22 protein-coding genes are annotated in these 23,969 nt (G+C 64.6%); 12 read left to right on the top strand and 10 right to left on the bottom strand.

Features of this window, described 5'->3' with window-relative positions; all coding sequences use genetic code 11:
• A complete protein-coding gene (locus CK222_RS02425; protein WP_067324384.1) occupies nt 1-1,005 on the bottom strand; it encodes an inorganic phosphate transporter in 1,005 nt (334 codons plus the stop codon).
• A 3-nt stretch (nt 1,006-1,008) separates the two neighbouring features.
• A complete protein-coding gene (locus tag CK222_RS02420) occupies nt 1,009-1,650 on the bottom strand; it encodes a DUF47 domain-containing protein (protein ID WP_067003620.1) in 642 nt (213 codons plus the stop codon).
• A 156-nt stretch (nt 1,651-1,806) separates the two neighbouring features.
• Between CK222_RS02420 and CK222_RS02415 the strand changes: the two genes are divergently transcribed.
• The 9 genes from CK222_RS02415 (at nt 1,807) to CK222_RS02375 (ending at nt 11,611) form a co-directional block, all read left to right on the top strand.
• Nucleotides 1,807-2,706: a LysR family transcriptional regulator gene (locus CK222_RS02415; protein WP_067003618.1), complete on the top strand. Its 900-nt coding sequence runs from the start codon at nt 1,807-1,809 to the stop codon at nt 2,704-2,706.
• Between the two features lie 194 nt (nt 2,707-2,900).
• A complete protein-coding gene (locus tag CK222_RS02410; protein WP_067003616.1) occupies nt 2,901-3,380 on the top strand; it encodes a formate dehydrogenase subunit gamma in 480 nt (159 codons plus the stop codon).
• Entirely contained in the window at nt 3,377-4,933 is a 1,557-nt protein-coding gene (locus tag CK222_RS02405; protein WP_095799270.1) for an NADH-quinone oxidoreductase subunit NuoF, read from the top strand. The genes CK222_RS02410 and CK222_RS02405 overlap by 4 nt, the downstream gene beginning before the upstream one ends.
• A gap of 10 nt (nt 4,934-4,943) precedes the next feature.
• The gene (gene fdhF, locus CK222_RS02400; RefSeq protein ID WP_095799269.1) at nt 4,944-7,856 is read left to right on the top strand and encodes a formate dehydrogenase subunit alpha; all 2,913 of its coding nucleotides are present in this window, start codon (nt 4,944-4,946) and stop codon (nt 7,854-7,856) included.
• 2 nt (nt 7,857-7,858) lie between these two features.
• Nucleotides 7,859-8,689 carry a formate dehydrogenase accessory sulfurtransferase FdhD gene (gene fdhD / locus CK222_RS02395; protein ID WP_095799268.1) on the top strand — a complete coding sequence of 277 codons (831 nt, stop codon included), beginning with the start codon at nt 7,859-7,861 and terminating at the stop codon, nt 8,687-8,689.
• On the top strand, nt 8,679-8,993 hold the full coding sequence (locus CK222_RS02390; RefSeq protein ID WP_067003609.1) for a formate dehydrogenase subunit delta: 315 nt from the start codon (nt 8,679-8,681) through the stop codon (nt 8,991-8,993). The genes fdhD and CK222_RS02390 overlap by 11 nt, the downstream gene beginning before the upstream one ends.
• Before the next feature lie 125 nt (nt 8,994-9,118).
• The gene (locus CK222_RS02385; protein ID WP_095799267.1) at nt 9,119-10,672 is read left to right on the top strand and encodes an alpha/beta fold hydrolase; all 1,554 of its coding nucleotides are present in this window, start codon (nt 9,119-9,121) and stop codon (nt 10,670-10,672) included.
• Between the two features lie 225 nt (nt 10,673-10,897).
• Nucleotides 10,898-11,254 carry a nuclear transport factor 2 family protein gene (locus CK222_RS02380; protein ID WP_095777614.1) on the top strand — a complete coding sequence of 119 codons (357 nt, stop codon included), beginning with the start codon at nt 10,898-10,900 and terminating at the stop codon, nt 11,252-11,254.
• 42 nt (nt 11,255-11,296) lie between these two features.
• On the top strand, nt 11,297-11,611 hold the full coding sequence (locus tag CK222_RS02375) for a hypothetical protein (protein ID WP_095777575.1): 315 nt from the start codon (nt 11,297-11,299) through the stop codon (nt 11,609-11,611).
• 46 nt (nt 11,612-11,657) lie between these two features.
• On the opposite strand, the gene CK222_RS02370 is transcribed toward CK222_RS02375, so the two are convergent.
• The 7 genes from CK222_RS02370 to CK222_RS02335 all read right to left on the bottom strand — a co-directional run bounded on the left by CK222_RS02370 (nt 11,658) and on the right by CK222_RS02335 (nt 19,544).
• Entirely contained in the window at nt 11,658-13,085 is a 1,428-nt protein-coding gene (locus tag CK222_RS02370) for a gamma-aminobutyraldehyde dehydrogenase (RefSeq protein WP_095799266.1), read from the bottom strand.
• 112 nt (nt 13,086-13,197) lie between these two features.
• Complete coding sequence (locus tag CK222_RS02365) at nt 13,198-14,013, bottom strand: ABC transporter permease (protein WP_067324365.1); 816 nt, start codon at nt 14,011-14,013, stop codon at nt 13,198-13,200.
• Complete coding sequence (locus tag CK222_RS02360; RefSeq protein ID WP_176477564.1) at nt 14,003-14,908, bottom strand: ABC transporter permease; 906 nt, start codon at nt 14,906-14,908, stop codon at nt 14,003-14,005. Before CK222_RS02360 ends, CK222_RS02365 begins: the two co-directional genes overlap by 11 nt.
• Nucleotides 14,909-15,188: 280 nt before the next feature.
• Nucleotides 15,189-16,187, bottom strand: coding sequence for an ABC transporter ATP-binding protein (locus CK222_RS02350; protein WP_067003595.1), 999 nt, complete (start codon nt 16,185-16,187; stop codon nt 15,189-15,191).
• 190 nt (nt 16,188-16,377) lie between these two features.
• Nucleotides 16,378-17,532 (bottom strand): ABC transporter substrate-binding protein, encoded by a 1,155-nt coding sequence (locus tag CK222_RS02345; protein WP_095799474.1) that lies wholly within the window; start codon nt 17,530-17,532, stop codon nt 16,378-16,380.
• Nucleotides 17,533-17,813: 281 nt separating this feature from the next.
• Nucleotides 17,814-18,725: a LysR substrate-binding domain-containing protein gene (locus tag CK222_RS02340; RefSeq protein ID WP_067003593.1), complete on the bottom strand. Its 912-nt coding sequence runs from the start codon at nt 18,723-18,725 to the stop codon at nt 17,814-17,816.
• Between the two features lie 54 nt (nt 18,726-18,779).
• Nucleotides 18,780-19,544: a DeoR/GlpR family DNA-binding transcription regulator gene (locus tag CK222_RS02335; protein ID WP_095799264.1), complete on the bottom strand. Its 765-nt coding sequence runs from the start codon at nt 19,542-19,544 to the stop codon at nt 18,780-18,782.
• 4 nt (nt 19,545-19,548) lie between these two features.
• Here CK222_RS02335 and CK222_RS31470 point away from each other — a divergent pair, with 4 nt between their 5' ends.
• From CK222_RS31470 to CK222_RS02325, 3 genes are all read left to right on the top strand, one after another.
• Nucleotides 19,549-19,737 (top strand): hypothetical protein, encoded by a 189-nt coding sequence (locus tag CK222_RS31470; RefSeq protein WP_127214944.1) that lies wholly within the window; start codon nt 19,549-19,551, stop codon nt 19,735-19,737.
• 207 nt (nt 19,738-19,944) lie between these two features.
• Entirely contained in the window at nt 19,945-20,841 is an 897-nt protein-coding gene (locus CK222_RS02330) for a phosphotransferase family protein (protein WP_095799263.1), read from the top strand.
• Nucleotides 20,838-23,291 carry an FAD-dependent oxidoreductase gene (locus CK222_RS02325; RefSeq protein ID WP_095799262.1) on the top strand — a complete coding sequence of 818 codons (2,454 nt, stop codon included), beginning with the start codon at nt 20,838-20,840 and terminating at the stop codon, nt 23,289-23,291. The genes CK222_RS02330 and CK222_RS02325 overlap by 4 nt, the downstream gene beginning before the upstream one ends.
• A 13-nt stretch (nt 23,292-23,304) precedes the next feature.
• On the opposite strand, the gene CK222_RS02320 is transcribed toward CK222_RS02325, so the two are convergent.
• Complete coding sequence (locus tag CK222_RS02320) at nt 23,305-23,937, bottom strand: class I SAM-dependent methyltransferase (protein ID WP_095799261.1); 633 nt, start codon at nt 23,935-23,937, stop codon at nt 23,305-23,307.
• Between the last annotated feature and the right edge of the window lie 32 nt (nt 23,938-23,969).

The following is a 23,969-nucleotide window of genomic DNA, read 5'->3' as shown; positions in this document are numbered from 1 at the left end:
TCAGACCGCCAGGCGCGTGACAAAATAGGTCAACGCCGAAATCGCCGCCGTCGCCGGCAGGGTGATCACCCACGCCACGACAATGTTGCCGGCAATGCCCCAGCGCACCGCCGAGACGCGGCGGGCAGCACCCACGCCGATGATGGCGCCGGTGATTGTATGCGTGGTCGAGACCGGGACACCGAGCCAGGTGGCGGCGAACAACGTTATCGCCCCGCCGGTCTCGGCGCAAAAACCCTGCATCGGGTTCAGCCGAGTGATCTTCGATCCCATCGTGTGCACGATGCGCCAGCCGCCGAAGAGCGTGCCCAGCGCCAATGCCGACTGGCAGGTGATGACCACCCAGAACGGCACGTGGAAGCTCTGGCCGAGCATGCCTTGCGAATAGAGCAGCACGGCGATGATGCCCATGGTCTTCTGCGCGTCATTGCCGCCGTGCCCCAGCGAATAGAGCGAGGCAGAGAAGAACTGCAGGACGCGAAAGCTGTTATCGACCGCGAACGGCGTCTGCCGAACGAACAGCCATGAGACGATGAGGATAAGGACAAGCGCCAGCACGAATCCGGTCGCCGGCGAGAGCACGATCGCCGCGGCCGTCTTGCCGAGCCCGGACCAGACGATGGCCCCCGGGCCGGCCTTGGCGACGCCGGCGCCGACCAACCCGCCGATCAGCGCATGCGAGCTGCTCGACGGAATGCCGGCGATCCAAGTGACGATGTTCCAGACGATGGCTCCGATGAGCGCGGCGAAGATAACTGCCGGAGTCACGATCTCGGCGTCGACGATGCCCTTTCCCACCGTCTCGGCGACATGCAGACCGAAGAACAGGAAGGCGATGAAATTGAAGAAAGCCGCCCAGAACACGGCATAGTGCGGCCTCAGCACGCGGGTGGAGACGATAGTCGCGATCGAGTTGGCGGCATCGTGCAGGCCGTTGAGGAAATCGAAGAACAGCGCCACGGCGACGAGGCCGACCAGCAGGGGAAAGGCGATCGCGGCGTCCATCTGTTAGACGTTCTCGATCGCGATGCCGCTGATCTCGTTAGCGACGTCCTCGAAACGGTCGACCACCTTTTCCAGCTGGCCGTAAATCTCCGAGCCGATCAGGTAGGCCATAGGGTCGCTGCGGCCGTGCCGCTTGAACAGGTCCTTCAGGCCCTGCTCGTGCAGGTCGTCGGCGCGGCCCTCAACGCGCATGACTTCTTCGGCGATGGCGTTCAGCCGCGCGGCGTTGGCGCCAACCTTGCCGAGCAGTGGGATGGCCTCTGCTACCAGGCGGGCGGCCTCGACGATGACGCTGCCCATTTCCCGCATCAGCGGATCGAATTCCCTCATCTCGAACAATTTCACCGTCTTGACGGCCTTGTGCATCGTATCGATGGCATCATCCATCGACTGGATCAGATCCTTGATGTCGCCGCGGTCGAAGGGCGTGATGAAGGAGCGCCTGACGGCAAGCAGCACCTCCGCGGTGATCCCGTCCGCTTCGTCCTCCAGATCGACGATCGTCTGGCACCAGCGGTCGATGTCCCGGCCCTGGAGAAGCTGCTCAAGCGCCTCGGCGCCGCCGACCACCGTGCGCGAATGCCGTTCGAACAGTTCGAAGAAGCGATCCTCGCGCGGCAACAGTCTGCGAAACCAACCCAGCATCTGCTCCTCCCTGCTTCCGCCTACCCCACATAGCGCCATGCGCGGCGCGGGAAAACAGATAAGCCGGCTCAAAAATGTGGATGAGATCCTATCGTTCATCCGCCTTGCGAAGCAAAGCGATTTCCCCGACCTTGGGCAGACCGTGGATCGGATGACATGATCGACAAGCTGGAATTCTTCATCGCTTTAGCCAGGGAAGAGCATTTCGGCCGCGCCGCCGAGGTGTGCGGCGTCACCCAGCCGACGCTGTCGGCCGGCATCAAGCAGCTCGAGGAGCAGCTCGGCGTCATGCTGGTGCTGCGCGGCTCGCGTTTCCAGGGTCTGACGCCGGAAGGCAAGCAGGTGCTGGTTTGGGCGCGCCGCATCGTCGGCGATTCAAGGACCATGCGCGAGGAGATGCGGGCGGCGCGCCACGGCCTGTCCGGCCGCATCCGCATCGCCGCCGTTCCGACGGCGCTCGCCATGGTGGCGCGGCTGACGACGCCATTCCGCGACAAGCATCCCGGCGTCACCTTTTCGGTGCTGTCACGGACCTCGATCGAGGTGCTGACGCTGCTCGGCAATCTCGATGTCGATGCCGGCATCACCTATCTCGACAACGAGCCGCTGGGGCGGGTAACCAGCGTGCCGCTCTATGACGAGCGCTACCAGCTGATCACGGCAGTCGGCAACCCCTATTCCGACCGCGACAAAGTGACGTGGGCAGAGATCAGCCAGTTGCCGCTCTGCCTGCTGACGCCGGACATGCAGAACCGCCGCATCATCGACCAGCATCTGGCGGAAGCCGGCGTGCAGGTGCGGCCGACACTGGAATCCAACTCGATGATCGTGCTGTTCTCGCATATCCGGACCGGCAAGTGGTCGTCGATCATGCCGCTCAACCTTGCGGAAACATTCGGCTTTTCCGAACCGATCCGGGCCATTCCGATAGTCGATCCGGATGCCAGCCACACGGTCGGGCTGGTGGCGGCGCCGCGCGAGCCGCACACGCCGCTGGTGCAGGCGCTGCTGGACGAGGCAATGGCGCTGGCAGACGATTTCCGTTCCCACCGCTAGGCTAGACAATGCGGGCTCAGCGTTTCTGATAGAAAATTTCTATCAAGCGACGAGACTGCTTTATTGATCTCGGAGGTTTCCTCTGATTTCATAAGGACTTAGCGATATCGCGCCCTGTGCATGTCGTTGCCCCAAAACCGCTCTATATTTTGGGGTGACATATGTGTTGGCGCTACGGCCAGGGAGGGCGCTGCATGCCGATGCAGCCTGCAAGTACCGAGATCGCGTCGCGCATAGCGGCGATCATCGAGGAGTTGAAGGACCTCGAAGGTCCGTTGCTGCCGATTCTCCACGGCATCCAGGAAGAATTCGGCCATGTGCCGCAGGCGGCGCTTCCGGTCATCGCCGACGGGCTGAACCTCTCGCGAGCGGAGGTGCATGGCGTCGTCACCTTCTATCACGATTTCCGCGCCAAGCCGGCCGGCCGGCATGTGCTGAAGCTCTGCCAGGCGGAAGCCTGCCAGTCGATGGGTTCGGAAGCCGTCGCGACCAAGGTCAAGCAACTGCTCGGGATCGATTTTCACGAGACCGCGCGCGACGGATCGGTTACACTGGAGCCGGTCTATTGCCTCGGGCTTTGCGCCTGCTCGCCGTCGGCGATGCTCGACGGCGAAGTGATCGGCCGGCTCGACGACGAGAAGATCGAAGAGATCGTCGCGGAGGTGCGTTCATGATCCCGCGCATCTACATCCCTGCCGATTCCGGTGCTCTGGCGCTCGGCGCCGAAAAGGTCGCCAGGGCGATCGAGAAGGAGCTCAAGGAGCGCGGCGTCGAGGCCAAGATCGTGCGCAACGGCTCGCGCGGCGCCTATTTCCTGGAGCCGATGGTCGAGGTTGCGACCGCCGAGGGCCGCGTCGCCTACGGGCCGGTCAAGCCGTCTGACGTGAAAAGCCTGTTCGACAGCGGTTTCCTCAAGGGTGGCCATCACAAGCGCTGGCTGGGTGCGCCAGACAAGATCCCCTTCCTCGCCAAGCAGACGCGGCTGACCTTCGCGCGCTGTGGCGTGATCGACCCGCTGTCGCTCGACAGCTATAAGTCGCATGGCGGTCTGAGAGGCCTGCAGAACGCGGTCGCCATGGCGCCGGCCGACATCGTGAAACAGGTGACCGAGTCCGGCCTGCGCGGCCGCGGCGGCGCCGGCTTCCCGACCGGCATCAAGTGGAAGACGGTTCTCGATACGAATTCCGAACGCAAGTATATCGTCTGCAACGCCGACGAGGGCGACAGCGCCACCTTTGCCGACCGCATGATCATGGAGGGCGATCCCTTCGTGCTGATCGAAGGGATGGCGATCGCCGGCATCGCCACCGGCGCGACCAAGGGCTTCGTCTATATCCGCTCGGAATATCCGCATGCGGTGGCGACGATGAACAAGGCGGTCGCGATCGCCCGCAAGGCGGGCGTGCTCGGCGTCAATGTGCTGGGCTCGCCCAACGCCTTCGACATGGAAATCCGCGTCGGCGCCGGCGCCTATGTCTGCGGCGAGGAAACCTCGTTGCTCAACAGCTTGGAAGGCAAGCGCGGCGTGGTGCGCGCCAAGCCGCCGCTGCCGGCGATCCAAGGGTTGTTCGGCAAGCCGACGGTGATCAACAACGTGATCAGCCTGGCCTCCGTGCCGATCATCATGGACAAGGGCGCCGCCTACTACAAGGATTTCGGCATGGGCCGCTCGCGCGGCACGATCCCGATCCAGATCGCCGGCAACGTCAAGCATGGCGGCCTGTTCGAGACGGCCTTCGGCCTGACGCTGGGCGAAATCGTCGACGAGATCGGCGGCGGCACGGCTTCGGGGCGGCCGGTGAAGGCGGTGCAGGTCGGCGGCCCGCTCGGCGCCTATTTCCCACGCGCGCTTTTCGACACGCCGTTCGATTACGAGGCTTTTGCTGCCAAGGACGGGCTGATCGGGCATGCCGGCATAACCGTGTTCGACGACAGCGCCGACATGATGAAGCAGGCGCGCTTTGCCATGGAGTTCTGCGCCATCGAAAGCTGCGGCAAGTGCACGCCCTGCCGCATCGGCTCGACGCGCGGCATGGAGGTTCTGGACAAGGTCGCCGCGGGCATCGAGGCGGAGAAGAACCTCGCTCTGGTCACCGACCTCTGCAACACGATGAAGTTCGGATCGCTCTGCGCCCTGGGCGGCTTCACGCCCTACCCGGTGATGAGCTCGATCACGCATTTCCCCGAGGATTTCAAGCCGGCGCCGACGCGCGTGGCTGCCGAATAGGAGCTGGCAGATGAACATCAAAGCCGACTTCCCGACACTCATCGAAGAGATCGACTACGGAACGCCGGAGTCGAGAGCGGCGAAGCAGGTGACGCTGACCGTCGACGGGCAAAGCATCACCGTGCCGGAAGGCACCTCGATCATGCGCGCGGCGATGGAAGGCGGGGTCGAGATCCCGAAGCTCTGCGCCACCGACATGCTGGACTCTTTCGGCTCGTGCCGCGTCTGCCTGGTCGAGATCGACGGCCGCGGCGGCACGCCCGCATCCTGCACGACGCCGGTCGGCGAGGGCATGGTGGTGCGCACGCAGTCCGAGCGGCTCGATGCCATCCGCCGTGGCGTCATGGAACTCTACGTCTCCGACCATCCGACCGGCTGGAACGAGAAGGCCGGAACCGGCGCCAGCGAGTTCGACGCGGTTGCGGAGTCGGTCGGTCTGACCGAGAACCGCTACGGCGTCGAAGGCCGCAACCACGTCAAGGAAGAAGGCGGCGTGGCGCCCGGCCATGGCTCGCTGGCGGTCGACTACATCGCCCGCGATGAGTCCAACCCCTACTTCACCTATGATCCGGCGCAGTGCATCGTCTGCTCACGCTGCGTGCGCGCCTGCGAAGAGGTGCAGGGCACCTTCGCGCTGACCATCGAGGGCCGCGGCTTCGAGTCCCGCATGGTCGCCGGCATGCATGAGGATTTCATCGCTTCCGAATGCGTGTCCTGCGGCGCCTGCGTGCAGGCCTGCCCGACCGACGCATTGCGCGAGAAGACCGTGCTCGAGAAGGGCATGCCGGAGCGCTCGGCCGTCACGACCTGCGCCTATTGCGGCGTCGGCTGCTCGTTCAAGGCGGAAGTGAAGGGTGACGAAGTCATCCGCATGATGCCCTACAAGGACGGCAAGGCGAACCACGGCCATTCCTGCGTCAAAGGCCGTTTTGCCTATGGCTATGCCACCCACAAGGATCGGATCCTGTCGCCGATGATCCGGGAGAGGATCACCGATCCGTGGCGCGAGGTGAGCTGGGAAGAGGCGATCGCCCATACGGCAAAGGAATTCCGCCGCATCCAGTACCAGTACGGACGCGGCTCGATCGGCGGCATCACCTCCTCGCGCTGCACGAACGAGGAGACCTATCTCGTCCAGAAGCTGGTGCGGCAGGGCTTCCGCAACAACAATGTCGACACCTGCGCGCGCGTCTGCCATTCGCCGACCGGCTACGGCCTCGGCCAGACCTACGGCACCTCGGCCGGCACGCAGGACTTCGACTCGGTCGAATACACCGACGTTGCCGTCATCATCGGTGCCAATCCCGCTACGGCGCATCCGGTGTTCGCCTCGCGGCTGAAGAAGCGGCTGCGTGAGGGCGCCAAGCTGATCGTGCTCGACCCGCGCCGCACCGAGATGGTGAAGTCGGCGCATGTCGAGGCCGACTACCACCTGCCGCTGAAGCCCGGCACCAACGTCGCGGTGCTGACGGCACTGGCCCACGTCATCGTCACCGAGGGCCTGTTCGACGAAGCCTTTATCCGCGAGCGCTGCGACTGGGCCGAGTTCCAGGACTGGGCGTCCTTCGTCGCCCTGCCGGAAAACAGCCCCGAGACGGTCGGCAAGCTGTCCGGCGTCGATCCTGAAGCGATCCGGGGTGCCGCGCGCCTTTACGCCAAGGGCGGCAACGGCGCGATCTATTACGGCCTCGGCGTCACCGAGCACAGCCAAGGCTCGACTACGGTGATGGCGATCGCCAACCTCGCCATGGCCACCGGCAATATCGGCCGTCCGGGCGTCGGCGTGAACCCGCTGCGCGGCCAGAACAATGTCCAGGGCTCCTGCGACATGGGTTCCTTCCCGCATGAGCTGCCGGGCTATCGCCATATCTCCGGCGAAGCCGTGCGCGACATCTATGAGAGCCTGTGGGGCGTGAAGCTGGACGAGGAGCCCGGCCTGCGCATCCCCAACATGCTGGATGCCGCCGTCGACGGCTCATTCAAGGGCATCTACATCCAGGGCGAGGACATCCTGCAGTCCGACCCCGATACCAAGCATGTCGCCGCAGGGCTGGCCGCGATGGAGTGCGTCGTCGTGCACGACCTCTTCCTCAATGAGACGGCAAACTACGCGCATGTCTTCCTGCCGGGCTCGACCTTCCTGGAGAAGGACGGCACCTTCACCAATGCCGAGCGCCGCATCAACATGGTGCGCAAGGTGCTGGAGCCGAAGGCCCGCTACGCCGACTGGGAGGCGACGCAGGAGCTCGCCCGCGCCATTGGGCTGGACTGGAACTACACGCACCCGTCTGAGATCATGGACGAGATCGCCAAGACGACGCCGAGCTTCGCCGGCGTCTCCTTCGAGCTGCTCGACCGTGTCGGATCGGTGCAGTGGCCCTGCAACGAGAAGGCACCGCTCGGCACGCCGATCATGCATGTCGACGGCTTCGTGCGCGGCAAGGGCAAGTTCATCCGCACCGAATATGTCGCGACGGACGAGCGGACCGGCCCGCGCTACCCGCTGCTGCTCACCACCGGGCGTATCCTGTCGCAGTACAATGTCGGCGCGCAGACCAGGCGTACCGAAAACGTCGCCTGGCATGCCGAAGATCGGCTGGAGATCCATCCGCACGACGCCGAGAACCGCGGCATCCGCGAGGGCGACTGGGTGCGGCTGGCGAGCCGTTCGGGCGAGACCACCCTGCGCGCGCTGATCACCGACCGCGTGTCGCCCGGGGTCGTCTACACGACCTTCCACCACCCGGACACGCAAGCCAATGTGATCACGACCGACTTCTCGGACTGGGCGACCAATTGTCCGGAATACAAGGTCACCGCCGTGCAGGTGGCGCCATCCAACGGCCCGACCGAGTGGCAGAGGGACTATAACGAGCAGGCCAAGCAGAGCCGCCGCATCGCCCCGCTGGAAGCGGCGGAGTAGTCTTGTCCGCGCGCCGCAAAGCCACGACGCAAATCTCGCGGCTGGCGCGTCGTGCCGGCGGCACGGCGGCTGCGAACCGCATGGTGCCGGAGGAGACGCCGGTCGCGTTCTCCTATGCCGGCACCACCCATGCGGTGATGATGGCGAGCCCGGCCGATTTCGAGGATTTCGCGCTCGGCTTCTCGCTCACCGAAGGCATCGTTGCCGACCCGGCAGAGATCGAGGCGATCGAAGTCGAGGATCTCGGCGCCGGCATCGACATCCAGATCAAGCTGAAGGACCGGGCCAACACGCGCTTCCAGGCGCGACGGCGCCGGCTTGCCGGGCCGGTCGGCTGCGGCCTGTGCGGCATCGAATCCATCGAGGAAGCGATGCGGTCGGTCGACGCGGTCGGTTCGTCGAAGCTTACGCTCGACGCCGAAGACGTCACGCGTTCGGTCAAGCTGCTGTCGAAGCAGCAGCCGCTGCACACCGAGACCGGGGCGGTGCATGCTGCCGGCTTCTACGTTCCCGGCAAAGGTATCGTGATGGCGCGCGAGGATGTCGGCCGCCACAATGCGTTGGACAAGCTCGCCGGCGCGCTGGCCAAAGCCGGCATCGACGGCGCGAGCGGCGCCGTCGTGGTCACCTCGCGCGTGTCGGTGGAGATGGTGCAGAAAACCGCCGCCATCGGTGCCCCGGTCATCATGGCGGTTTCGGCGCCGACCGCGCTTGCCATCCGCACCGCCGAGTCCGCCGGGATGACGCTGGTGGCGCTGGTGCGCGGCGACGATTTCGATATTTTCACCCACCCCGAACGGGTGGCTTTCGGAGTTGCCAAGCATGTCGCATGACGAGGACCACATCGCCAGCACCAAGGAAAAGCTGGTGCGCATGGCCAATCAGATCGCCACCTTCTTCCATTCGAAGCCGCGCGAGGAAGGCATTGCCGGCGTTGCCGAGCACATCAACAAATTCTGGGAGCCCAGGATGCGGCGGCAGTTCTTCGAGCTGCTGGACGGCGACCCGGAAGATTTCGACGAGCTGGTGATCGCCGCCTCCGCCAAGATCAAGCGTCCGCTGACGGCGGAGCAGGCCGACAAGAGCCTCGGTTACAGCAAGCCTGCGGAGGCTGAGGGCGCCATTCCGCATAAGTAGGGCCTCGGGGCCGCATCGGCGCCAAAGGTCTTAGTATTTCCGCTCTCTAAAGTTTCGCTGCCGTAAGCCGGCTGCCTCTGCTATGGTTGAGGACAGGAGATCGTCTGGCCGGGCGGGGTAGTTGCGTGAGGCCGATCGAGACCAGATATGCCCGTAGCGGGGATGTGCGGATCGCCTATCAGGTGGTCGGCCAAGGCTCGTTCGATCTCGTCTTCGTCCCCGGCTTCATCTCCAATCTCGACCTCCAATGGGAAGACGAGGGCTACAGCCGCCTGCTGAAGCGGCTTTCGGCTTTTTCACGGCTGATTCTGTTCGACAAACGCGGCACCGGGCTGTCGGACCGCGTGGACAACCATCATTTGCCCGGCCTGGAGACCCGCATGGATGACGTGCGCGCGGTGATGGACGCCGCCGGCAGCGGCCGCGCGGCGATCCTCGGCGCTTCGGAAGGCGCACCGATGGCGATGCTGTTTGCCGCCACCTATCCGGAGCGGACGCGGGCACTCGTGCTCTATGGCGGTTATGCGCATTTCCACAAATGGGTAATGCCGCCGGAGCGCCTGGAAGCCTTCATCGAGATTGCCGAGACTTGCTGGGGCACCGGCGCGACCTTGCCCAATTTCGCGCCAGGCCGGGTGGATGACACGCATTTCGCCCGGTGGTGGGCACGGTTCGAACGGCTGTCGGCCGGCCCGACGGCCGCGGCAGCCCTTGCCCGCATGAATGCAGACATCGACGTGCGCGGCATTCTGTCCGCGATCAACGCGCCGACGCTGCTGATCCATCGCCGCAATGACGCGCGCGTCGATCCGGAGGCCAGCCGCTTCCTTGCCAGGAAGATTCGCGGCGCCCGGCTTGCTGAGATACCCGGCCGCGACCATCCGATCTGGACCGGGGACGTCGACCGGGTGGCCGACCTGATCGAGGAGTGCCTGACCGGCCAGCCGGCGGTGGCCGACACCGAGCGGGTGCTTGCCGCGCTGCTGGTGACGCGCATCTTCGACACCGCCAAGCTCGGCGACCGCATGTGGAGCGCGCGCAGCCAGCGCTTCCAGGAAGCATGGCGGCTGCTGGTGGGCCGCCACGGCGGGCGGATTGCCGGCACGCACGGCGAATTGCTGATCTCTCGTTTCGACGGGCCGGCGCGCGCCATACGCTGCGCGGCGGCGCTGCGCGATGCGGCGCAGCAGATCGGCGTGGCAAGCGGGCAAGGCGTGCATGTCGGCGAGATCGAAATGCGGGGCCAGCCGGTCGGCCTCACGGCGCGGGTGACCATGCAGCTCGCCACCCACGCCGGGCGCGGCGACATCCTCGCTTCGCAGCTGGTCGCCGAACTGGCGATAGGCTCCGGCCTGCGTTTCATCGACGCCGGACGTGTCAGTCTCGCCGAGCTGAGCGAGCCGCTGCCGGTGGTCCAGGCCACGTCTGAACAACATCTGGAACCGGCCTGCCGCTCCAGGCCCAGGGCCCTGCAGCCAGCAACACTGACGGCGCGGGAAAGCGAGGTGGTGAACCTGATTGCCGACGGCATGAGCAATGCGGCGATCGCCGCCGAGCTGAGGCTCAGCGAGCATACGGTCAAGCGGCACGTCGCCAACATATTGCTCAAGCTGGACCTGCCGTCGCGCGCTGCTGCGGCGGCCTTCTCGGCAAGGCACACTGGCCCGGACGGGCCATGAGTGCCATGGCGCTTTCGGGCGAAGCGAAAGGGGGGTCTCTAGGACTATGAATTCTTCCCATGCAGGCCAAGCGCCGGGTGGACTCGTCACCTTCAAGAAGCAGACCGACGACCTGTTCGCGGCCGCCACGGCCAATTCGCAACGAGAAATTCCCGCCCCGGCAGTAATCGTCGGGGAGCGCTTCGCACATCTACCGCCCAAGACGATGGGCACATGGAGGATAAAATGCTGACCAAGACAGTGGACGGCGCGGCGATCAAGAAAGCGATCGAGGCCCGTGACGGCAAGATGCTGGCGAGCTTCTACAATGACGATGCGCTGGTGCGGGTGATCGACCGCAACAACCCGCCGAGCAAGCCGCGCGAAATCCGCGGCCGCGCGGCGATCAGCACCTTCTGGGACGACATCTGCAGCCGGGCGATGACCCACAAGGTCGACGCCACGATCGCCGAGGGCGACAATCTCGCCTTCACCCAGGCCTGCGCCTATCCCGACGGCACCAAGGTGTTCTGCGCCGCGATGCTCGAATTGAAGAACGGCCGCATCGCGCGGCAGACGGTCGTGCAGGCCTGGGACGAGTAGCTCAAGAACGGATTCATCTGCAAAACAGGGAGGAGAACCAAGATGTTCAGCGCCAGATGGCAGATCGACGCCAAGTTCGGTCACAAGCAGACCGCGCTCGAGCTGATGCGGAAATGGGAGCGCGAGATCGGCTCGCAGGTCGGGCTCGCCGACCTGAAATTCCAGCTCATGACCGGTTCAGTCGGCGCACGCGAAGCGACGATCGAGACCCACCACCAGGTCGAGAGCCTGGCCCAGTTGGAGGAGTTCTTCGCCAAGATCGCTAAGATCGACGCGCACGCCAAATGGGGCAAGGAGCTGGAGCCCTATGTCGTGTCGGGCACCAGCCTGTGGAACATCTACCGCATCGTCGAGTAGCGGCCTGCGTGGCCGACCTCTGCCACAAGTGGGAGAGGTAGAGGACTTACCCGTGCGCCACCATCACATGGCGGACGGCGGTGTAGTCCTCCAGCGCGTAGAGCGACATGTCCTTGCCGTAACCGGACTGCTTCAGGCCGCCATGCGGCATCTCGTTGGTGAGCATGAAGTGGGTGTTGATCCAGGTGCAGCCATATTGCAGCCGGGCCGCGGTCGTCATGGCGCGCGAGACGTCCCTGGTCCACACCGACGATGCCAGGCCGTAGTCACTGTTATTCGCCCAGTTCACCGCCTCGTCGACCTCCGAGAAGCGGGTGACCGAGACGACCGGGCCGAACACCTCGCGGCGCACGATCTCGTCTTCCTGCAACGCTCCGGCGACGACCGTCGGCTGGTAGTAGAAGCCGGAGCCCTCGCCCGGCTTGCCGCCGGTGGTGATCTCGATGTGCTTCAATTCCGAAGCGCGCTCGACGAAGCTCGACACGCGGTCGCGCTGGCGGCGCGAGATCAGCGGCCCGATCTCGTTCTCGGTGTCGTCGGGCAGATTGTATTTGATGGTCGACGCCGCCGAGGAGAGGTCGGCGACGAGCTTGTCGTAGATCTTCTTGCCGGCATAGATGCGGCAGGCGGCGGTGCAGTCCTGGCCGGCATTGTAGTAGCCGAAGGCGCGCAGGCCGTTGACGACTGCGCCGAGATCGGCATCGTCGAATACGACGACCGGCGCCTTGCCGCCGAGCTCGAGATGCGTGCGCTTAACCGACTTGGCGGCCGCCTGCAGCACTTTCTTCCCGGTGGCGACGTCGCCGGTGATCGAGATCATGTTGACCTTGGGATGATTGATCAGCGTGTTGCCGACGCTGTCGCCGCGGCCGAGGACGACATTGACGACGCCCTCGGGCAGGATCTCCGACAGGATCCTCGCCAGCTTCAGCGCCGTCAGCGGCGTCTGCTCCGATGGCTTGAAGACGACGGTGTTGCCGCCGCCGATCGCCGGCGCCAGCTTCCAGGCCATCATCATCAGCGGATAGTTCCAGGGCGCGATGGAGGCGACAATGCCGATCGGATCGCGCCGCACCATCGAGGTGTGGCCGGGCAGATACTCGCCCGCGACCTGGCCTGGCATCGAGCGCACCGCGCCGGCGAAGAAGCGGTAGCAATCGACGATCGCCGGGATCTCGTCATTGAGCACGGCGTTGATCGGCTTGCCGCAATTCAGCGCCTCGAGCGCGGCGAACTCATTCGCTTCGGCCTCGATGCGATCGGCGATCTTCAGCAGATAGCCGGAGCGCTGCGCCGGCGTGGTGCGCGACCAATTGACGAACGCTTGTTCGGCGGCACTGACAGCCGCCTCGATCTGCGCCGGACTTGCTTCCGGCAGGTTGAGGATGGTCGCGCCGGTCTTCGGATTGAGGATCGGCTCCTCGATTTCGGTGCCCTTGTCGAATTTCGAGCCGATCAGCATCTGGGTGTCCATGGGGGTTTCTCCCTTCGCAGTAGCGAGTATGCGTGCAGCGAGTTGCGAATGGCGGGCAGGGTTCGCGATCGATTTTCCCTATTCGCTATTGGCTAATCCCTATTCGCTGTTTTCATTTGCCCGAGCCGGCGATCTGGTCGCCGTCGCGGGTCAGGTAATAGGCAAAGAGGATCGGCAGCAGCGTCACCAGCACGACAACCATGGCTACGACATTGGTGACCGGACGCTGCCGCGGTCGGATCAGCTCCTCCAGCATCCAGATCGGCACGGTCTGCTGCTGGCCGGCGGTGAAGGTGGTGACGATGACCTCGTCGAAGGACAGCGCGAAGGCCAACATGCCGCCGGCAAGCAGCGCGGTTGCGATGTTGGGCAGCACGATATGCCTAAACGTCTGAAAACCGTCGGCGCCGAGATCCATCGAGGCCTCGATCATCGAGCCTGAGGTGCGGCGAAAACGGGCGACGGCATTGTTGTAGACGACGACCACGCAGAAAGTGGCGTGGCCGAGCACGATCGTCCAGAACGAGAACGGGATGTCGGCGAGCGCAAAAGCCGAGCGCAGCGCGATGCCGGTGATGATGCCGGGCAGCGCGATCGGCAGGATGACGAGCAATGAAATCGCCTCGCGGCCGAAGAAGCGCGTCCGCGAAACCGCAGCGGCGCAGAGCGTGCCAAGAACCAGTGCGATTGCGGTCGAAATGGCGGCGACGCGGATCGACAGCGACAGCGCCTCCCAGACATCCGGCCTGTTCCAGGTGACGGCGAACCATTGCGTGGTCAAGCCGGGCGGCGGCCACACAAAACTCTTCTCTTCGGTGGTGAAGGCATAGACGAAGATCAAAAGGATCGGCAGGTGCAGGAAGAGCAGGCCGCAGGCGGCGGCGATCTTCAGCCCGAGCGGAGCGGATTGGCCGCGATCAGAGCGCATCGAAAGCTCCCATGCGCTTGGCGCCCCACAGATAGAAGCCCATGATGACGATGGGCACCACGGTGAAGGCGGCGGCTAAAGGAATGTTGCCGGCGGTGCCTTGCTGCGAATAGACGGCCTGGCCGATGAACAGGCGCGAGGTGCCGATGATCTGCGGGATGATGTAGTCGCCCAATGTCAGCGAGAAGGTGAAGATCGAGCCAGCGACGATGCCCGGCAGCGCCAGCGGGAAGAGCACGTTGCGGAAGGTTTGGCCGGGCGAGGCGCCGAGATCGGACGAGGCCTCGACGAGGTTGCCGGGAACGCGTTCCAGCGCCGCCTGCACAGGCAGGATCATGAACGGCAGCCAGACATAGACGAAGACGATGAAGGTCCCGGTGAAGGAGACCGACAGCGAGTTGCCGCCGACGATCGGCAACGACAGCCAGGCATCGAGCAGCCACAGCAGGCCGAGCTTGCCTAACAGCCAGGTGAGAATGCCTTCCTTGGCGAGGATCAGCTTCCAGGCGTAGATCTTGACCAGATAGCTCGACCAGAGCGGCAGCATGACGCCGAGATAGAACAGCGCCTTCCAGCGGCCGCGCGCATAGCGCGCCGCGTAATAGGCGATGGGGAACGCGATGACCGCGGAGGCGAGCGTCACGAGCGCCGCCATCGTCACCGTGCGCAGGATGATGTCGAGATTGGCGGCCTGGAACAGGTCGCCATAGGTCTTCAGCGTGAACTCGCGGTTGATCAGGCCGGAGAACTCGTCGATCGAGAAAAAGCTCTGCAAAAGCAGCGCGAAAAGCGAGCCTATATAGACGATGCCCAGCCACAGAAGCGGCGGCAGCAGCATGAGCAGCAAGAGAAGTATCGGCCGGCGCCATAAGAGGTCGGAGAGCGCCCCGCGCATGCCGCCGTTGCCGGGCAGGATGGCGGGCACAGGCTTGGATTGAAGAGCGGCGATTGTCATCGAGCCGCACCGACGATCAGATCAACGGCGGCAAGGCCGAGATCCTTCACACCCAGCTCTGACCCGGCCATCTCCCCCGCGAGGAGGGAGGTCAGCAGCTCGTCTGCCCCGCCAGTTCTGCAACGCCGAAGATTGGCGAAGCGAGTGGCGACAGCCAATCTCCCCCCTTGCGCGGGAGATGTCCGGCAGGACAGAGGAGGGTGCTTTGCACAAACCGCAATCATGCCGACTCGTCCATCAGATGCAGGTGCTCGCGGTTGAAGGTGAGCATCACCGCCTCGCCTTCGGCAGGGAGCGCGGTCCCCGCCGGCACCATGGCATGCAGCCTCAGCCCATCGGCATCGAGCGCCAGCCTTGTGGTGGCGCCGAGATAGTTGGTCCCGACCAGACGCGCGGCAACGCCATCGCCGCTCGTGGCGCCCGATACGCGGATGGATTCAGGCCTGAGGCTGCCCCAGCGATGCTGGCCGGAATAGCGCTGCACGAAATCCGGCGGCAGCACGTTGGACGAGCCGACGAAATCGGCGACGAAGCGCGTCCTCGGCCGCTGGTAAATGTCCTCCGGCGTGCCGACCTGCATGATTCTGCCGTCGTTGAAGACGGCAACACGGTCGGCCATGGAAAGCGCTTCGCCCTGGTCGTGAGTGACGAAGACGAAGGTGATGCCGAGCACCTTCTGCAGCGACTTCAGTTCCTCCTGCATGTTCTCGCGCAGCTTGAGGTCAAGCGCGCCGAGCGGCTCGTCGAGCAGCAGCACTTTGGGCTGGTTGACGAGCGCCCGGGCAAGCGCGACGCGCTGGCGTTGGCCGCCGGAGAGTTGGCCGGGGCGCCGGGCCCCATAGCCCGGCAGGCGCACCAGCGAGAGCGCCTCTTCCGCCGCCTTCAGCCGTTCGACCCTGCCGACGCCCTTGACCATCAGCCCGTAAGCGACGTTGTCGAGCACGTTCAGATGCGGGAACAGCGCGTAGTCCTGGAAAACGGTGTTGACGTTGCGGCGATAGGGCGGAACGCCTTCGGCCCGCTCGCCGAAGATGGAGATCGAGCCGGCCGTCGGCTGCTCGAAGCCGGCGATCAGCCTGAGGCAGGTCGTCTTGCCGGAGCCGGACGGCCCGAGCATGGCGAAGAACTCGCCCGGCGCGATGTCGAGATCGACCGCATCGACGGCGCGCACGCTGCCGAAATGGCGCGAGACTTGTTTAAAGGAAACGGCGGAGGTCATGATCTGTCCTGAAGGTTCAGGCTCTCAAATTCGGGCGTCTGTGCTGCCCCTCGTCCGCCTGCCGGCACCTTCTCCGCGTGAAAGACGGGGAGAAGGGACAAACTCCAGCGCTGGCGACCCCCTCTCCCCGTTCTTCACGGGGAGAGGGTAAGGGTGAGAGGCAGCGCCAACTTCTAAAAGCTAGGCGAACTCACCGCCCGCCGATGACGCCGATATAGTCCGACACCCAGCGGTAATAGGGCACGCATTTGTCATTCTGGCTGGCGCATTTCGATATCGGCGTCTTCCAGAACTTGATCTTTTCGAAATTGTCGTAACCGTTGGTCTTGCAGCCCTCGTCGCCGAGCAGTTCATTGCCCTTGCAGGCGGCGGGCACGACCGGCAGCGAGCCGAACCAGGACGACACATCGCCCTGGACCTTGGGCGAGAGCGAGTGCTCGAGCCACATATAGGCGCAGTTCGGATGGGCGGCGTCGGCTTCCATCATGGTGGTGTCGGCCCAGCCGGTGACGCCCTCCTCCGGCACGGTCGAGGCGACCGGCTTCTTGGCGGCGACCAGCGTGTTCACCTGATACGGCCACGAGCCGGAGGCGACGACGCCTTCGTTCTGGAAATCGTCGACCTGAATCGCGGCGTCATGCCAGTAGCGGCCGACCAGGGTGCGCTGGGTGCGCAGCAGATCGAGCGCCGCCTTGTACTGGTCTTCGCTGAGCTCGTACGGATCCTTGATGCCCAGTTCCAGCTTGTGGAACATCAGGTAGTTGGCGGCATCGGCAATATGGATCGGGCCGTCATAGGCCTGGACACGACCCTTGTTCGACTTGCCGTCGGGCAGCTTCATCTCCTCGAAAACGACGTTCCAGCTCTTGGGCGCTTCCTTGAAGACGGTGGTGTTGTACATCAGGATGTTCGGGCCCCACTGGTAGGGGACACCGTAATGCACCTTGTCGACGGTGAACCAGGGCGCGTCCTTGAGACGGTCGTCGACCGTCTTCCAGCTCTTGATGAGGTCGGTGTTGATCGGCTGCACGCGCTTGCCGGCGACGAGGCGCAGCGAAGCATCACCAGAAGCCGTCACCAGGTCGAAGCCGCCCTCGTTCATCAGCGAGACCATCTCGTCCGACGTATTGGCGGTCTTGACGTTGACCTTGCAGCCGGTCTCCTTCTCGAAGGCGGTCACCCAGTCGTAGTTCTTGTCGGTCTCGCCACGCTCGATATAGCCCGGCCAGGCGACGATATTCAGCTCGCCCTCGCCCTTGCCGACTTCCTTGACCTGAGCGATCGCCTGACCCGAGAAGGTCAGCGCAACCGTCAACGCCGTGCATGACTTCAGGAATGCATTCATCATCGATCTCCCATTTTGGCGCATGACCCCGAAACCGATCCGGTTTTCAACAAGGATCACACGCAAACCTGAACGCCAGAGTTCCCATCACCCCGGCAGCCGCGCTCCCGAGCGGCTTTGTTCCCTGAGCGAAAAGTGCTGTGAAAATTCCGGTTTCGCAAATTCATTTATCAGAAAGCCGATATCGGATTTTCCGATACTCTTTCCGACGCCATTCCGGACGGAAGGTTGCGGCGAAGTCGCCGAGCCCAACCGTCCACACGTTGCTGGAATTGCTCTGATCAGAGCCGCTGCCGGACCATGCGCTGCGACTGGGCAAGTCCGATGAAGTCACGGGCGGCCTGCGGCAGGCTGGAACCGCGGCGCCAAACCATGCCGACCTGGACGACCGGAAGCGAGCCGGAGATATCGCGGGATTCGATGCGGTCGCCTTCCAGCGACCAGGGACGATAGACGAGATCTGGCAGCAGCGCCACGCCGGCGCCGGTGGCGACGAGGCTGCGCACGGCCTCGACGGAGCGGGTGCGGAAGGCGACATGCGGTCTCGCACCGAGCGCCGACAGCAGCTTGCCGGTGTTCTCCTCGATCTCGTCGACGGTCAGCATGATCAGCGGTTCGGAAGCGATGTCGCCGATCGAGATAATGTCGGCGCTGGCGAGCTTGTGGCTGAGCGGCAGCCAGAGCCGATAGGCCGAGACTTCGAGGATTTCCGACTGCAGCGCGGTGCGATCGCGCAAATTCGACGTGACCATGACGGCGATGTCGAGCTTGCCGCCGACCAGCAGGTGCTCGAGATAGTCGCCATTGTCCTCGATCGCCGAGACTTCGACGCTCGGATAGGCGCGGCGATAGCGAGCCAGCAGATCGGAGAGCACGTAGCCGGCAACAAGCGAGGTGACGCCGAGCTGCAGCCGCCCGCCCGCGGTGAGTTGATCGCCGAGGAAAGCGCGGCGCGCATCGGAAACGTCGGCCAGGATTTTCGTCGCGTGGCGCAGGAACTGGTGCCCCTTATGGGTGATGTTGAGGCCGCGCGGGTGGCGGTCGAACAGCTCGACGCCGAGATCGCTCTCCAGCTCCTTGATCGCCTCGGTGACCGAGGATTGCGAGATGGAGAGGTTCTGCGCGGCGCCCGAGACCGTGCCTTGCTCGGCGACGGCGACGAAGAACTGGAGCTGGCGGATGGTGAAGGCCATGACCCGACTAAACACCGGCGCGGCCGGGAAGGAAAGCCGTTGGCGCATCCGGCGCTAGGCCGTCGCAATGCTGAGACGCGCGCCGGCCTGGCTGAGCGCGGCGGCGATGTCGCGCGGCGGCGGCTGGTCGGTGGCAAGCTCGGAGAAACCGTCGAAGCCGCAGACCTGAACCAGGCCCTGCCGGCCGAACTTGGTATGGTCGGTGACGACCAGCGTGCGTTGCCCGCGCGACAACACCATGCGGGCGAATTCCGCCTCCTCCAGCTCGTAGTCGGTCAGGCCGGCGACGGCGTCGACCGCGCCGATGGAGATCACCGCGTGGCTGACCGAGAAGCGGCTTACGAATTCGATCGCCGCGACTCCGAGGGCCGCGCCTGAATCGCTGCGCAGCTCGCCGCCGGCCATATAGACCTTGTTGCCGTTCACCGTCGCCAGCGTACGGGCGATGTCGGACGAATTGGTGACCACCGTCAGGCGGCGATGGCCGAGCAGTTCGCGCGCCAGGAAGGACGTGGTGGTGCCGGTGTCGAGCATGATCGACTCGCCGTCGCGGATGGTGGCCGCGACCATGCGGGCAATCAGACGCTTTGCTTCGGCATTCTCGCGCATGCGGCGCTCGAACGGCGCCTCGCCTGTCATAGAGCGCAGGCTGACGGCGCCATGCATCTTGAGCAATGCTCCGTCATCCGTCAGCGGTTTCACGTCGCGCCTGACCGTCTCCAGCGACACGCCCAGGCGCTCGGCCAGGCTGGCGATGGTGATCGTGCCCTCCTCACCGAGGAGCCGCAGGATCTCGCCGTGCCGTTTCGAGTGGATCATGTGGATGTCCGGGATTTTGACCGATTCTACGGCATTCCTAACGCTTTTAAAGGAATTGCTCATATTTTCGGGCAAAACACCCAAAAAAGGTCACAGCTTTTTATTGACAGCAACATCACGCTGGCGTGAGATTGTTGTCGTGACAGGCTCGGAACTGCCACAGGAGGGTGATGGCAGAGCCGCAATCGACTGACCAGATTTTCTGGAACGTGCCTGACGCGAGCTTTTTTCGAATCCGCGGGGGCGGATGCCGGGATCCTAAGCCTGGCCAAGGGGCTCGTCGGTGTGGTGAGGGATATCAGTCCCGGCATCCCGCACCGACGAGGCCTTTCTTTTTTCTCTCATCGCTTTGTGAGAGACCGGCGCTTTGTCGTAAGCCGGCCGAAGCAGGACCGAACCCGTGAGCGCCGCCGTAACCACCGAAGACCGCATCCGCGCTCTGCCCTGCTGGAGCGGCGGCATCGAGATCGAGCCGCTGCCGGGCGGCCTCAGCAACGCCAACTATGTCGTTACCGACGCCGCCGGCCGGCACGTGGTGCGCTTCGGCCAGGACTTCCCGTTCCACCATGTCTTTCGCGAGCGCGAGGTGATGACGGCGCGCGCGGCGCATGCGGCCGGCTTCGCGCCGGCCGTGCACTACGCCGAGCCCGGAATTCTGGTGACCCAGTTTCTCGGCGCCAGGACCTTCCTTGCCGAGGATGTGCGCGCCGATCTCGGCCGCGTGGCGGCGCTGCTGCGGCGCTTTCACCGCGAGATGCCGAACCACGTCTCCGGCGCCGGTTTCATGTTCTGGGTCTTTCATGTCATCCGCGACTATGCGCGCACGCTCGAGGAAGGTGGCAGCCGCAAGAAGGACGAGCTGCCGCGCTATCTCGCTTTAGCCGACGAGCTCGAACGGGCGCAGAAGCTTTTGCCGATCGTCTTCGGCCACAATGATCTTTTGCCGGCCAACATCCTCGACGACGGCAAGCGGCTGTGGCTGATCGATTTCGAATATGCCGGCTTCAACACGGCCATGTTCGATCTGGCCGGCGCCGCCTCGAATGCGGGCATGAGCGACGAGGAATCCTTCGCCTTCCTGACCGCCTATTTCATGAAGGAGCCGGACAGCGAGATCCGCCGCTCGCACGCGGCCATGCAATGCGCCTCGCTGCTGCGCGAGGCAATGTGGAGCATGGTCTCCGAGCTTTATCTCGACGCGCCCGGCATCGACTACGTCGCCTATACCGAAGAAAACCTGGTGCGGCTCGACGCTGCACTGGAAAACTACCGGACGAGATACGGGACAAGATCATGACTTTGCCCAGCCATGCCGGGATCGTGGTCATCGGCGGCGGCATCATCGGCTGCTCGACCGCCTATCATTTGGCGCGCGACCACAAGGCCGACGTGGTGCTGCTGGAGCAAGGCAAGCTGACCTCGGGCTCGACCTGGCACGCGGCCGGACTGGTCGGGCAGCTGCGCTCGTCGGCCTCGATAACCCGCGTGCTCAAATATTCCGTCGAGCTCTATAAGGGGCTCGAGGCCGAAACGGGACTGGCGACCGGCTGGAAAATGACCGGGTGCCTCAGGCTCGCCACCAACGCCGATCGCTGGACCGAGTTCAAGCGATTGGCGACGACGGCAAAAAGCTTCGGCATGGACATGCACCTGCTGTCGCCCGCCGAGGTGAAGCGCATGTGGCCGCTGATGGAAACCGGCGACCTCGTCGGCGCCTCCTGGCTGCCGACCGACGGTCAGGCCAGCCCCTCCGATATCACGCAATCGCTCGCCAAGGGCGCGCGCATGCATGGCGCAAAACTGTTCGAGGACGCGCGCGTCACCGGATTCGAGATGACGGGCGGACGCATCACCGCGGTGAAGACCGAAAAGGGCGACATTGCCTGCGACAGAGTGGTGAACTGCGCTGGGCAATGGGCAAGGCAGGTCGGCGCGATGGCCGGCATCAACGTGCCGCTGCAGCCGGTCAAGCACCAGTACATCATCACCGAGAAGATCGAAGGGCTGGCCAACGACGCGCCGACAATCCGCGACCCCGACCGCCGCACCTATTTCAAGGAAGAGGTCGGCGGGCTGGTGATGGGCGGCTATGAGCCGAACCCGCAGGCCTGGACGACTGAGCTCCCCGGGGGCGACGTGCCCAACGACTGGGAGTTCCGCCTGTTCGATGATGATTACGACCACTTCGAGCAGCATATGGCGCAGGCGATCGAGCGGATGCCGGCGCTGGCCAATGTCGGCGTGAAGCAAATGATCAACGGGCCGGAGAGCTTTACCCCGGACGGCAATTTCATCCTTGGTGTCGCGCCCGAATGCGCCAACATGTTCGTCGGCGCCGGCTTCAACGCCTTCGGCATCGCGTCCGGCGGCGGCGCCGGCTGGGTGCTGGCGCAATGGGTGGTCGACGGCGAGGCGCCGCTCGACCTCTGGGTGGTCGACATCAGGCGTTTTTCCAACCTGCACCGCGACCGGCAATGGGTCTGCGACCGCACGCTCGAGGCCTATGGCAAGCACTACACCATCGGCTTCCCGCATGAGGAATATCTCTCGGGCCGGCCGCGCATCGTCTCGCCGCTCTATGAGCGGCTGAGAGAGCACCGCGCCGTGTTCGGCTCGAAGCTCGGCTGGGAGCGGCCGAACTGGTTCGCGCCCGACGGCGTAGAGCCGGAAGACGTCTATTCAATGGGCCGGCAGAACTGGTTCGAGGCGGTCGGCGAGGAACATCGGCATGTGCGCGAGAAAGTCGGCATCTTCGACCAATCCTCCTTTGCCAAATATGAGATGACCGGGGCCGATGCGCTGAGGGCGCTCGACCGGATCTGCGCCAACGACATCAACAAGCCGGTCGGCCGGCTGACCTATACGCAGCTTCTAAACACGCGCGGCGGCATCGAAGCAGACCTCACGGTGGCACGGCTCGGCGAGGACAGGTTCTACATCGTCACCGGCACCGGTTTCCGCACGCATGATTTTTCGTGGATCGGCGACCATCTCGGCCAGGGACTCGACGCGGCGCTGCAAGACGTGACCGAGGATTTCGGCACGCTGTCGCTGATGGGGCCGCGCGCCCGCAACGTGCTGTCGGCGGTAACGGGTGCGGATGTCTCTAACGCCGCCTTCCCCTTCGGCCACGCGCGCGAGATCGACATCGCCGGCCACACCGTGCGGGCGCTGCGGGTGACCTATGTCGGCGAGCTCGGCTGGGAGTTGCATGTGCCGATCGCCGCGACGGGCGAGATTTTTGATGCCCTGATGGCAGCCGGGAAACAGCATGGCATCCGCCCGGTCGGCTACAGGGCGCTGGAATCGCTGCGGCTGGAAAAGGGCTATCGCGCCTGGGGGGCGGACATCACGCCGAATGACACGCCGCAGGAAGCGGGCCTCGGCTGGGCTGTGAAGCTCAGGAAGAACAACGGCTTCATCGGGCGGCGGGCGCTGGAGAAAGCGGCCGGCCAGCCGCTGACAAAACGCTTTGCCGGCTTCACGGTCGACGATCCGGACGTCGTCCTGGCCGGACGCGAGACGATCCTGCGTAACGGCCAACCGGTCGGCTATCTCACCAGCGGCGGCTATGGCTATACGGTGGAGAAGAACATCGGCTATGGCTATGTGCGCAACGCCGATGGCGTCAGCGACGACTTCCTCGCCTCCGGCGCCTATGAACTGGTGGTGGCGATGGAGCGCACGCCGGCAAAGATCCATCTCGAGCCGATGTACGATCCGGCCGGAGAGAAGATAAAGGCTTAAGCGAGGAAAGCGGTCAGCCGACGCGCAGCACGAGGCCTCTGCTTGGCACCGCATCGCCCTCGCCGGGCATCGACGCGTAAGGCCGTGTCTCTTCAAGCCGGGTTATAACGTCCTCCGCTTCGAGCACGGCGATCCGCTCGGCAAAGCCGGCCTGCCAGAGCGTGTTCTTGATCGTCAGCACGATGATGCCGCCTGGACGGCAGATGCGGATCAGTTCGTCCAGCCCCTCGACGCCGACATGGCCGGAGGTGAAGACGCCGGCCGAAACGATGCCGGCATAGGCGCCGTCCGCGAAAGGCAGGGCGCCGCCCAGCGCCAGACGATGCAGCGTCGTGTAGACGCCCTTGGCGCCGGCCTTGTCCAGCATGCCTTGCGAGATGTCGAGCGCCTCGACACGAGGATAGCCGGTGATTGCGAGCCATTCGCCGATCAGCCCGGTGCCGGCGCCTGCGTCGAGCACAGGTTCCGCGCCGCGCGGCAGATGGCGGGCCAGCAGGGCCAGGCAGATGGTCGGATGGCGATAGCCGGCCGCCGACATATCGGCGTCGTAAGTTTCGGCCCAGCTATCGTAGATTGCGGCCACCTCATCCGGCCGTGTTGCGGCATAGGCCGCGCTTAGCGCGCTGTTGTGCTTGCCGTCCGCCATTGCCGCTCCCACCGCCGATTCGTGTCGGCCAT

Origin of the sequence: Mesorhizobium sp. WSM3866, assembly GCF_002294795.1 — a bacterium.
In the GTDB taxonomy this organism is placed as follows: domain Bacteria; phylum Pseudomonadota; class Alphaproteobacteria; order Rhizobiales; family Rhizobiaceae; genus Mesorhizobium.
Note: the sequence above shows the minus strand (reverse complement) of the source record. Positions and strands in the feature narration are given on the sequence as shown.